We start from the raw sequence: 10,312 nt of genomic DNA, 5'->3' as shown, positions 1-10,312 counted from the left end.
CCAGCAGACCCACTGCAATTTGTGATTACATTACAAGACGATAGTCTACTATTAGACCGTTTATGCCTATACAAAATCCTGCCATTTTTGGCTTTTGTTTTCTGCACGAAGCTTACAAAGGCCATACAATTCCCTTAAAAGCCTTTATTACAAGATGGCTGCCTTATATTATTGGCCATTGCACATCTTGATTTCCTGCACTCACACACCAGAACAACAACGCAGGACAGGGGGAGAAAAACAATGGCAACCCACCATTTCGTAAAAACACTTCTTGGCGTAGCAATTTCTGCCGCCATCAGCACAACGGCACTGGCCGTTGATGTTATCGACAAAGGATTCACAGTTGGCTTGGGAGGCGCATACACTGATTACGACAGTGCGCGAACACTTGATAATAAAGTCGCTCCGGAAGTAGGCATTGGATATCGCTTCAATGATCGTTTCAGCCTTGAAGGCCTGTACTCAAAAGCCAGCAATGAACTGAAGAATGGCAATGATGCGGATCTGAAAGATTATCGTCTGGATGCCTTCTATGATCTAACGCCCTGGGATGGCAGTCTTACCCCCTATCTTGTAGCTGGTATTGGTGAGTTCAAGGAAAATATTGAAAACAGCAAAGACCGTGATGATACCCGGTTAAATGTTGGTTTTGGTCTGCGTAAGGCACTGACAGAGAACCTGTCACTGCGAGGCGACTTGCGGGCGCTGCACGGTCTGGATCTTAACCAGACAGAAAGCATGCTGAATCTCGCACTGACCTGGACATTTGGTGCACCATCCCAGCCTGTTCAGGCCGAAGTGACTCCTGAGCCAGAACCTCAACCACAGCCAATTGAACCTGTTCCAGCTCCTCTCGACACTGATAAAGATGGTGTTGTGGATGCCAGCGACCTCTGTCCGAATACAGACCCCGGTGCTGCGGTTGATAGTGTTGGCTGTGTGCCAATGGAAGAGATCGACCTGCTGGTTGAGTTTCGGTTTGATTCTGCAGATATCCTAAATACCGAACTCAACCATATCGACGAGATGGGTAAATTCCTGCAGAAGTACTCTGATGTAAAAATCAAGCTTGAAGGTCATACCGACAGCCAGGGTGTGGCAATTTACAATGATGGCCTCTCCCAGCAGCGTGCAGATGCTGTTCGCAAAATGCTTATCGAGAAGTTTGATATTGCCGGAGAGCGTATTGAAGCTGTTGGAATGGGTGAAAAAGAGCCAGTTGCTCCCAATGATACGTTTGAAGGGCGCCAGAAAAACCGTCGCGTAGTCGCTGAAATCCTCACACAATAGTCACCACCCTGAGCGCTACCTGTTACCTCGCCAGGTAACAGGTAGCGCTCATTAGGTAACACTTTCTTGTCTTTTGCCCTCCCACAAACTTTCGGTATTTACCTGCAGCCCTTGGGGTTGTTGAAAAGCTTACTTTTTGGCACACCACCTGCAATACCTAAGGCAGAGCAGGCCAAAGACTCCAACAAGAAGAGTCGCTCGAGGGTAAAAAGAACAAGAAACCTAATAAGAAAAATCGAGCCCGTTATCGTGCCAATTAAGAAGAAGTAAAAATTGGAGTACAACCAGACAAAAATAATAATAAAAACCAGGTATCACATACCCCGCTTTATGCGGGGTTTGTTTTTTAGTGATCAGGTCCTGCTGATTAAACCCTGGTGAGATCATAAAGTGGCTTGTACAGCCCTGGAGCGGCCATCAGTATTTTCCCGCCGTTCAGAAGAAAGTCCTTGGGAAGAGTCAATGAGTCAAATCCCAGTTCCTTCCCCAGAAGCATTCCAGGCAGCGCATCCCAGCTGTTCAGTCGGCCTTCAAAGAAAGCATCAAACCTTCCAGCTACGGTCCAGGCCAGGAAGATTCAATAGCCTGCCGGATATGCTCTTCAACCTGACGGTCTGCCTGGGAAACAAAGTCCTGGGTCCCTTTGGCTTCTACTATCAGTTCATTTCGCCTTGAGAAAAAGTCTGCAGCAATTTGTCCGGCGGAAAGAACTATCTACTCAGCCTTTTGAATGCGGTCTTTTATTTCGTTATTCATTATTTTTTCAATTGGGCGGGTTTAGCTGAGCACCATACTACCCCCCTGTTTGGTGCAATCAACGTTCTGCCTGGCACAGGTAAATAAGAAAAAGAGAAAAAATTGCGGCTATTCGAAAACCGGGCTGAATGCCATTCCATGATTTGGACAACCAGGCCAGATACCACTCACCAGAAATGCCGAGAAACAACCCAAACCAGACAGCAATACCAAGTGACAGTCCAAAGATTGCAAATGCTTTTGAGCTGGCGAAGCTGGAATTTCTCAAGGCACTGAGCATTTGAATCACTCCAGCCCAGCAAAGTAAGGCTACGACGGCTTCAAGAGCGATAATCAACCCATAAACCAGCTTCCAGATAATAGGCTGATGCACAGCCCGCCACTCTGATTGCACCGCATTGCCTGTTGTATCCATAGTCATAACATGACGGACATACTCAAAATTGGTCTGATAATCAGTGAGGTTGTTAAACACAACCAATGAGCTGAACAGTGCAGCGCATGCAACCAGAAATATTTTGCTTATTTGCTGGGCTGTTATTTGATTCATGGCGGCAATGATAGACAGTTCGCCGATTCTTACCGCATTTTGAATCCCTTACTGCGCAAAAAATCTCTCATATGGAGACGGGATTCTTTACCCAGCAGAGCTCCAGTCACGATCCAGTCTGCCACCCGTTCTTTCTTTGTAATAGGCATGCATGGTTTTATCATACTGTTTCAACAGCTCCTGATTAACAGGCTGATATTCCTCTTCCATCAGCACCATTTCCACAGGCAGGCGAGGTTTTACAGCAGGATCCTGGTCCGGATACCCAAGACAAAGTCCAAAAACCGGGTAAACATGATAATTATTACCCCTACTATAAACCCCGTTAATAACCTGTACTCAATTTGTCTTGAGTCCTAGAATCGATTCTCCTTACAACTGACTGGCATCGCTGTACAAGATGAATCATACCCCTATTGCCCTGACTATCGCCGGATCTGACAGCGGTGGTGGTGCAGGAATCCAGGCAGATTTGAAAGCTTTCTCTGCCCTTGGCGCCTATGGCTGCTCCGTCATCACTGCTCTTACTGCCCAGAATACTCAAGGTGTTCAGGGCATTTTTGATGTCACTCCTGAGTTTATTGCTGCTCAGCTGGACTCAGTGTTCTCAGATATTGCCGTGAAGGCTGTAAAGATTGGAATGCTGAGCCAAGCCTCAGTCATCCGCGCAGTGGCTGATAACCTGGAAAAGTATGGCGTTGAACTGTTGGTTGTTGATCCGGTCATGGTTGCCACCAGCGGTGACAAATTGCTTCAGGATGATGCTATCAAAACTCTGAAAGAATGCCTGATCCCCAAAGCAACAGTGATTACTCCCAACCTGCCTGAGGCCGCTGTTCTTCTGAATCGTGACGTTCCCCAGACGATTGCAGAGATGGAGTCCATGGTTGAACCTCTGCTGGAGTTGGGCAGCCGCTCGGTTCTGATCAAAGGTGGCCATCTGAGCAGCGATGAAAGTGTTGACCTGTTCCACGACGGCAACACTTTGCACAGACTGACGTCAAAGCGTATTCCAACCGAGAATACCCATGGCACTGGCTGCACTCTGTCTTCTGCCATTACCGCCTTGCTGGCACGTGGTGTAGAGCTGAACGAAGCCGTGCGCAAAGGTAAAGACTATATTGCCTCAGCGATTGCTCACGCAGATGAACTGGATATTGGTAAAGGCCATGGTCCGGTCCATCATTTTCATGCTCTTTGGAAGCCTCTTGGGGAATAAGCGTCATGCTGAAAACATCTGATCTCATTTCCAGCTGCCAGAATGACTGGGATGCCTACACCCGCCACCGTTTTGTTTGTGAGCTGGGCAATGGCACCCTGCCGGAAGGTGCATTTCGGCATTACCTTCAGCAGGATTATCTGTTCCTGACTCACTTCGCCCGTGCTTACGCTCTGGCTATCTACAAGTGCGATAACTTTGCAGATATGCGTTACCCCCTGACATCCCTGCAGGGAACGCTGGATACAGAAATTACCCTGCATATCGATTTCTGCAAAAAGTGGGGACTGACAGAAACCGATATGATGGCAATCCCTGAAGCCACCGGAACTGTTGCCTATACGCGTCTGGTTCTGGATGCAGGACAGTCAGGTTCACTGGTGGAGCTCTACGCTGCCATGGCTCCCTGCGCCATCGGTTATGCCGATATCGGACAATGGCTGATTAACAAGTCAGATACTGTTTTTGACGGCAACCCATATCGTGAATGGATCGATATGTATGGCAATGACGAAATGCAGGAAGCCGGCAACAACTGTGCAGCGCAGCTGGATGCCATGATGCGGGATATTCCCAAAGACAGTGCCGCCGCCAACAGAATCAAGAAAATCTTTCGTGATGCTGTACGTATGGAGATTGCCTTCTGGGAACAGGGTTACCAGGACGCCTAGGAAAATCAAGACAGCAAGAACTGTCATGTTTGCAGAGACATGGCAGTTTATATCAACCTATTCACCACTGAAAAGTTGGTATCAGATCCTCACGTCTTTCATAACTGTTTAATAAAAATATTGCACGGTAGTGCCCTTATGGAGTTTTACCCACGGTGTCAGCTTTTGGCTGCTTGTACGAATAACTGGTTACTCCCAGTTCAGAGTCGTGAATTAAAAAACACCAGACGACTTGTATCAACAATCAGTTGCCTATAACACCATAATCAACAAGGGACGAACAATGAAAAAGCTACTTGGCTCAATGTTGGCAGCGGCTGTTCTGCTAATAGGATGCGCTGACAACAAGGAACCTGCTGCAGGAGCAGGTTGTTAACGGCGCCAACTGGATTGCCGTGGAAGACTTGACCTATATGGGCGATTACGTGCTTGATTTCGCCGCTCTGGCTGATCCAATGCTTTACAGCAGCTACGACGAATATGTCGAAATGATGCACACCGATATGGTTAAGGATCTGAAGAAGCAGGCTTCCAGCTGCCCGCTTTTCAGACTCAGCTGTTGAGCCGTCACATGCCTCTGATTCTCCGTTATTTCGAAGAAATCTTCGCCAGTATCGTGATTTCTATCACAGTACTGATTGTTATCCTGAACGTTATCCTGCGCTATGGATTCGGGTTCGTCATTCCCTGGCTGGACCGAAGGCTGGATTCCAACAGTAAATTTCTGACAACGCAGTTATCCCCACCAAATTTCATCGCCCTTATACAGTCTAAACATCTTCAAACAAGCGTTGTTGGGACAAAATAATGAACACACCACCACAGAATTATCTGACCATTAATGCCAGTTCATTCTCTCCTTTATCATCTGGGCCTGGCTCATCTGGATCACCTACGCTTGCTACCCCATTCAGCCATGGCACGGTGATGTTCAACCCAGCCCCCACCCAGACCTTTCTTCCAAGCCTCTGTCTATCTCCATATGTCTCTGAAAACTGGCCAAGGACGACAGGTGTTACCCTGGGACGAGCCATTATTCGGCCAGAAAACACACAGGCACTTGCACCTGTCAGGCCACTAACACCAAGGATACCACCGGGCAGAGGTTTCCCACCGCCACTCCATAGGCCATTTCCTTCAGGCGCTGTTCTGGAAGGAACCAGAATGCCATTTCCTCCAGGCGTTGCTCTGGAAGGAACCAGAATGCCATTCCATCAGGGCCCTTCACCTCGAATGGGAATGGTCAGGCCAGCAACTCCTGCCATAGAGTCTCCTCAAGAAATGTATCTTCGAGAAATACATGATTTCATCAATATACTTCAAAAATCCTTAGCACTTGAGGTGAAGTGTTCAAGAGGTGGAGTTAGGGAAGAAAAACATAAAACTCTGACGTATGAAATCAATCAAATAATTCAGCGGGCGCACAAAGTATTATCAATCGAGAATCAGGTTTCGATATATATGCATGTAGCGGTTCTTCTACAGTCTTGCAACTGCTATGAAAGTGCCAAACATTACCTTCTTACTTGTTCCGGATTTATAACGGAGAAGGCTTCAAGTCAGGAGGCTAAAAAAATTGCAGAGTGTGTTCGCCACCATACAACTTTACCCAAACCTTATAAAGGAACGAATCTACCACCAGTAATAGAAAGTGAAGGTCTTAGCAGATATATGGATAATGTTAAACTGGAAGGCATGGTTCGTCTGGCATGGAATAATGCTAAATGGTTGCTGGAACAATTAGATAAAGAAGAATTTAACCCACAGGCCGCTCAACAAAAAAATAACGCATCCAATCTTTATAGTTTATTGGTCAAGACTCTCCGAAATGTTGACCAAACCAACCGCTGCCATCAACTGTCTCTAGTTCTTCGTGACCTGCTTGCAGAAGCTCACTGTGTACGTGTCATGAATCCTCGTGACTTAAGACCATCACCGGACAGGTCACAATCCATGTCGCCAGAAAGAGCCACAGAATAGTTTGAAAAGGTTAAAATCTAAATCTCTTCTTGAAAGTAAAAAAAACGGCAGGTAACAATCTACCTGCCGTTCCTGTTTTCCCGCTTGGGAAAAACTGCGTTATTAACGCTCCTTCACATAAGGCACACCCACATTCTTGGGTGCAATCGCCTTGCCGATAAATCCGGCCAGAAGAACAACGGTAATAATGTAAGGGATCGCAGAGAACACCTGGCTCGGCAGTTCACCAACCAGAGGCAGCTGAACGCTTTGCAGACGGGTTTCCAGAGACTGCAGGAAACCAAACAGCAGACAGGCACCCAGAGCACCTTTGGGGTGCCACTTACCGAAAATAACGGCAGCCAGGGCGATATAGCCTCGGCCTGCAGTCATCTCACGCTGGAATGCAGCATTCTGGGCAATAGACAGGTAGGTACCTGCACAGCCACACAGAACGCCGGTAACGATCATCGCGCGGTAACGAACCCAGGCAACAGAGATACCAGCACTGTCTACAGCATTTGGCTCCTCACCAGTTGCTCGTAGACGCAGACCAAAACGGGTGCGGAACAGTACCCAGTAAGCAGCGGCCACACTGACAAAGGCAAGGTAAACCAGGATATTGTGACCTGAGATAACCTGCTCGTAGAACGGGCCAACAACAGGAACATTCTCACCCAGCCACTCAGCACCAGGCAGGATAATGCTCTTGAAACGCTCATCATGAACGGAAGGAGTCAGACCACCCTGACCATACCAGGCATGACCCAGTACAACGGTTAAGCCGGAAGCCAGGAAGTTCACCGCCAGACCGGAGATAGTCTGGTCACCACGCTGGGTGATAGATGCATAACCGTGCATCAAGGCAAACATTACACTGACCAGAATACCGGCCAGCAGACCCAGCCATGGAGAACCTGTCTCATAGGCAGCACAGGCTGAAGCAAAGGCGGAAATCAGCATCTTACCTTCCAGACCGATATCAACGATACCGGAACGTTCAGAAAAGATACCCGCCATCGCGGCAAACATCAGAGGGGTTGCCAAACGAATGGACGCCCCAAGAAGAGAGAAAATCTGATCAAACATTTCCATCTCAGTTTCCTCCTGCAACTGCAGCATCTGCCGCTTCAGCTTTCTTGGCCTTCGCTAACTGGTAGCGCAGGAACGCACCTTCTACAGGCCCACGAACCAGACGGTCCAGCGCGCCGGTGAAGAACACTACCAAACCCTGGATAACCAGAACCATCTGCGGGTTAATGGACGAGATTTCAAACTGCAGTTCAGTACCACCCTGATAGAGTGCACCAAACAGCAGGGAAGCCAGTACAACACCAAATGGGTGGTTACGACCCATCAGTGCTACGGCAATACCCATGAAACCAAAGCCACTGGTGAAGTTCAGGATCAAACGACCCTGTGCACCGTACACTTCGTTCACAGCCATCATGCCAGCCAGTGCGCCAGATATAGCCATGGTGATAATGATGGTGCGGCTTGCGTTGATACCTGCGTAAGTTGCTGCGTGAGGGTTGCTACCCACTGTACGAATGGCATAGCCCAGACGGGTGCGCCATACCAGCAGCCATACCAGCCAGCAGCAGACCAGTGCCAGAATCAGAGTCGGGTTCAGCAGAGAAAATGGTGCATCAGGCATCATCTCATTCCACTTTGGGAACACTGCATCAGAATTCCAGTAACGGCTGTCGGTAGAGTTACCACCCAGAGGAGAGATATGAACAACCAGCGCATAGCTCATCAGAGCCATGGCGATAAAGTTGAACATAATGGTGGTTACTACGATATGGGAGCCGCGCTTGGCCTGCAGATAACCGGGAATAACACCCCAGATTGCACCAAATGCAGCGGAAGCCAGAATAACCAGAGGAGCCATCAGCCACACACTGAGTGTGCTATCAAACAGCAGGCAGACAATAGCAATACCCAGACCGGCAACATAAGCCTGACCTTCACCACCAATATTAAACAGGCCGGCATGGAAAGCCAGGGCTACAGCCAGACCGGTAAAGATAAAGTTGGTGGTGTAATACAGCGTGCTGTGGAAGCCACCAAACTCAAGGTTGGTTGCACCACGAATCATAATGGCAAAGGCCTGAACCGGGTCTTCCCCGATAATCAGAACTACCAGGCTGGAGATCACCAGGGCCAGCGCCAGCTGCAAAGCTGGTACCAGGCCTATGCGTACCCAGCGGGGGCTTTCAGCAAGGATTGGACTCATGCTACAGCCTCCTCCTGTTGTTCGCTTTGCGGCGCTTTCGCTCCACCCGTTGGACCATTACCCGCTGTGGGCACTTCGCCAGCAGTAGAAGTCATCAGCAGACCCAGCTCAGCTTCATTAGTCTCACTGGCCATAACCTCACCGGTAATGGCACCGTCGTTCATTACAATGATGCGGTCAGAGAGGGACAGGATTTCATCCAGCTCCACAGAAACCAGCAGCACTGCAGCACCCTTGTCACGGGCTGCGATCATGTTGCGGTGAATAAATTCAATCGCACCGATATCTACACCGCGGGTCGGTTGACCGATCAGCAGGATATCCGGCTCCTTAAGCATTTCCCGAGCCAGTACCAGCTTCTGCTGATTACCACCGGAAAAGTTGGCAGTTTTCAGCCCTGGCAGGCGGGGACGGACATCGTACGCCTCCATCATCACTTCAGTAGCGTTCACTACCTTTTCAGGCTCAAGGAAAGTTTCACCGTATTCTGGCTTGTCGTGATAACCCAGAATGGCGTTTTCAGCAGCAGAGAAGGCTTTTACCAACGCCTGACGCAGACGATTTTCGGGAACGTGGGCAATACCCAGATCACGAATCTCGGCAGCATCACGCCAGCTTCCGGCACTCAGTTCACTGTGGCCTGCACGGGTATCCAGAACCATTACACCCTGATTAGGTGCCAGGGCGCCGGACAGCATTTTCAGCAGTTCAGACTGACCATTACCAGATACACCGGCAACGCCCAGGATCTCGCCGGAACGCAGGTTGAAGTTGATATCCTTCAGACGTCGTACACCACGATCATCACTGTAATCCAGGTTCTTGATTTCCATGCGCTGTTCGCCAGGCTGTGCTGGCTGTTTGTCTACGCGCAGAAGAACCTTGCGACCTACCATCAGTTCTGCCAGCTCTTCAGGTGAGGTATGAGCTGTCTCACGATGTGCCACCATCGTACCAGCACGCATAATCGATACGTGGTTGGTGATGGCCATGATCTCTTTCAACTTATGGGTTATGAGCAATACTGTTACACCCTGGCTACGCAGGGACTCAAGAATTTCGAATAGTTGCCCGGTTTCCTGGGGGGTGAGAACACTGGTTGGTTCATCCAGAATCAGGATTTTTGCGCCCCGGTACAGCGCCTTGAGAATTTCAACCCGTTGTTGCAGACCTACTGGTAGTTCGCCAACGATGGCGTCTGGGTCAACTTCCAGACCATAGCGTGAAGCAATGTCCTGAAGTGCTTTACGTGCCTTGCCACGGGCATTCGCCAGAACGGCCTGCCCTTCCATGCCCAGCATCACGTTTTCAAGTACAGTGAACGGCTCTACCAGCATAAAGTGCTGGTGTACCATTCCAATGCCAGCTTGAATCGCCTGCTGGCTGTTGCGGATATCCAGGTTCTGTCCATTGACAAGAATTTCACCGGTGTCCGCTGTATAAAATCCATAAAGGATGGACATCAAGGTTGATTTACCGGCGCCATTTTCGCCGACAATACCGTGGACAGTGCCCGGCATTACCTTGAGATCAATATCACGGTTTGCCCATACGGGGCCAAACCGTTTGTTAATGGCTTTTAGTTCTATTGCAGGTGCAGTCATTACTGTTTACCTGGCCCGAAG

Annotated in this window: 10 protein-coding genes; 5 read left to right on the top strand and 5 right to left on the bottom strand. The window is 49.0% G+C overall.

From position 1 onward, the window contains the following. Window positions 1–243 precede the first annotated feature (243 nt). The gene (locus M3P05_RS18610; RefSeq protein WP_249701604.1) at window positions 244–1,293 is read left to right on the top strand and encodes an OmpA family protein; all 1,050 of its coding nucleotides are present in this window, start codon (window positions 244–246) and stop codon (window positions 1,291–1,293) included. Window positions 1,294–2,107: 814 nt separating this feature from the next. Here the strand turns inward: M3P05_RS18610 and M3P05_RS18605 are convergent. Together M3P05_RS18605 and M3P05_RS21030 are read right to left on the bottom strand one after the other, a co-directional pair. Continuing rightward, on the bottom strand, window positions 2,108–2,599 hold the full coding sequence (locus M3P05_RS18605) for a DUF2165 family protein (RefSeq protein WP_249701603.1): 492 nt from the start codon (window positions 2,597–2,599) through the stop codon (window positions 2,108–2,110). 87 nt (window positions 2,600–2,686) lie between these two features. Next, window positions 2,687–2,809 carry a hypothetical protein gene (locus M3P05_RS21030; protein WP_283777876.1) on the bottom strand — a complete coding sequence of 41 codons (123 nt, stop codon included), beginning with the start codon at window positions 2,807–2,809 and terminating at the stop codon, window positions 2,687–2,689. Between the two features lie 190 nt (window positions 2,810–2,999). Here M3P05_RS21030 and thiD point away from each other — a divergent pair, with 190 nt between their 5' ends. From thiD to M3P05_RS18585, 4 genes are all read left to right on the top strand, one after another. After that, entirely contained in the window at window positions 3,000–3,818 is an 819-nt protein-coding gene (gene thiD, locus M3P05_RS18600) for a bifunctional hydroxymethylpyrimidine kinase/phosphomethylpyrimidine kinase (protein ID WP_249701602.1), read from the top strand. Between the two features lie 5 nt (window positions 3,819–3,823). Continuing rightward, the gene (tenA, locus tag M3P05_RS18595) at window positions 3,824–4,489 is read left to right on the top strand and encodes a thiaminase II (RefSeq protein WP_249701601.1); all 666 of its coding nucleotides are present in this window, start codon (window positions 3,824–3,826) and stop codon (window positions 4,487–4,489) included. 413 nt (window positions 4,490–4,902) lie between these two features. Continuing rightward, complete coding sequence (locus M3P05_RS18590) at window positions 4,903–5,052, top strand: hypothetical protein (RefSeq protein WP_249701600.1); 150 nt, start codon at window positions 4,903–4,905, stop codon at window positions 5,050–5,052. 601 nt (window positions 5,053–5,653) lie between these two features. Beyond that, window positions 5,654–6,469 carry a hypothetical protein gene (locus M3P05_RS18585; protein ID WP_249701599.1) on the top strand — a complete coding sequence of 272 codons (816 nt, stop codon included), beginning with the start codon at window positions 5,654–5,656 and terminating at the stop codon, window positions 6,467–6,469. A gap of 102 nt (window positions 6,470–6,571) precedes the next feature. Here the strand turns inward: M3P05_RS18585 and M3P05_RS18580 are convergent, their stop codons facing one another. From M3P05_RS18580 to M3P05_RS18570, 3 genes are read right to left on the bottom strand one after another with little or no spacing between them, the layout of a single operon-like run. Continuing rightward, window positions 6,572–7,543: an ABC transporter permease gene (locus M3P05_RS18580; RefSeq protein WP_332842029.1), complete on the bottom strand. Its 972-nt coding sequence runs from the start codon at window positions 7,541–7,543 to the stop codon at window positions 6,572–6,574. A gap of 1 nt (window position 7,544) precedes the next feature. Continuing rightward, entirely contained in the window at window positions 7,545–8,687 is a 1,143-nt protein-coding gene (locus tag M3P05_RS18575) for an ABC transporter permease (RefSeq protein ID WP_249701598.1), read from the bottom strand. Then, the gene (locus M3P05_RS18570; RefSeq protein ID WP_249701597.1) at window positions 8,684–10,291 is read right to left on the bottom strand and encodes an ABC transporter ATP-binding protein; all 1,608 of its coding nucleotides are present in this window, start codon (window positions 10,289–10,291) and stop codon (window positions 8,684–8,686) included. The genes M3P05_RS18575 and M3P05_RS18570 overlap by 4 nt, the downstream gene beginning before the upstream one ends. Between the last annotated feature and the right edge of the window lie 21 nt (window positions 10,292–10,312).

The sequence above is a fragment of the Parendozoicomonas callyspongiae genome, assembly GCF_023502345.1.
Classification (GTDB): domain Bacteria; phylum Pseudomonadota; class Gammaproteobacteria; order Pseudomonadales; family Endozoicomonadaceae; genus Sansalvadorimonas; species Sansalvadorimonas callyspongiae.
Note: the sequence above shows the minus strand (reverse complement) of the source record. Positions and strands in the feature narration are given on the sequence as shown.

Bases quoted from the DNA above. Each gene is read 5' to 3' on its own strand.
- M3P05_RS18610 (WP_249701604.1), top strand. From the start codon at position 244: ATGGCAACCCACCATTTCGTAAAAACACTTCTTGGCGTAGCAATTTCT.
- M3P05_RS18605 (WP_249701603.1), bottom strand. From the start codon at position 2,599: ATGAATCAAATAACAGCCCAGCAAATAAGCAAAATATTTCTGGTTGCA.
- M3P05_RS21030 (WP_283777876.1), bottom strand. From the start codon at position 2,809: ATGGAAGAGGAATATCAGCCTGTTAATCAGGAGCTGTTGAAACAGTAT.
- thiD (WP_249701602.1), top strand. From the start codon at position 3,000: ATGAATCATACCCCTATTGCCCTGACTATCGCCGGATCTGACAGCGGT.
- tenA (WP_249701601.1), top strand. From the start codon at position 3,824: ATGCTGAAAACATCTGATCTCATTTCCAGCTGCCAGAATGACTGGGAT.
- M3P05_RS18590 (WP_249701600.1), top strand. From the start codon at position 4,903: ATGGGCGATTACGTGCTTGATTTCGCCGCTCTGGCTGATCCAATGCTT.
- M3P05_RS18585 (WP_249701599.1), top strand. From the start codon at position 5,654: ATGCCATTTCCTCCAGGCGTTGCTCTGGAAGGAACCAGAATGCCATTC.
- M3P05_RS18580 (WP_332842029.1), bottom strand. From the start codon at position 7,543: ATGGAAATGTTTGATCAGATTTTCTCTCTTCTTGGGGCGTCCATTCGT.
- M3P05_RS18575 (WP_249701598.1), bottom strand. From the start codon at position 8,687: ATGAGTCCAATCCTTGCTGAAAGCCCCCGCTGGGTACGCATAGGCCTG.
- M3P05_RS18570 (WP_249701597.1), bottom strand. From the start codon at position 10,291: ATGACTGCACCTGCAATAGAACTAAAAGCCATTAACAAACGGTTTGGC.